Here is a 546-nt window from a genome sequence, read left to right on the forward strand (position 1 = left end):
ACTTTTCCTTCAAAACTTAATACTACTTTTTCACTTCACCTTTCATATAGTTGCGCAGTAACTGCTTGGTAGCTAACCCCCGCATGGCTTCCAAATTTTAGGGCGAAACTCATTTTTTGATAAAATACCGTTCCGAAAATTCATTTAATGACATAGCTTCTCCTTTATCTTCATAAGAACGGATGCTTTTCACAGCCATTTCCTTTATTTCTTGAGGAAGTGGGGTGTCTTTGCTGGTTTCGAACTGTATTTTTAAAGCCTTTAATACCGCTTTAATAACGGTCAACTGTTCGTTGTTTTCGGGGTGTATCAATACACTTTCCATACAAACAAATTTAACGAAATTTATTTTAAAGCAAATGTAGGATCTATTAGATTCCTCCTATCGTCGGAATGAACAAATGAAAATGCCAAGAAATCGTATTACTTAGAAGTCGTTCTGAACTTTCCAAACACACCCAAAGGCAATTTCTGTCTCTTATACACATCTGACGCTGCCGACGATCGAGCCATAGTGTAGAGCTCGGTGGGGGAGGGATGGTTAGT

The 546-nt window shown here is 38.3% G+C and carries 1 protein-coding gene; it reads right to left on the reverse strand.

Annotation, left to right across the window (positions count from 1 at the left end):
- Nucleotides 1-109: 109 nt before the first annotated feature.
- Nucleotides 110-325 carry a DUF2683 family protein gene (locus tag JHD79_RS22520; protein WP_199121605.1) on the reverse strand — a complete coding sequence of 72 codons (216 nt, stop codon included), beginning with the start codon at nt 323-325 and terminating at the stop codon, nt 110-112.
- Nucleotides 326-546 lie beyond the last annotated feature (221 nt).

Origin of the sequence: Pedobacter sp. ASV28 (genome assembly GCF_016428855.1) — a bacterium.
Lineage (GTDB): Bacteria > Bacteroidota > Bacteroidia > Sphingobacteriales > Sphingobacteriaceae > Pedobacter.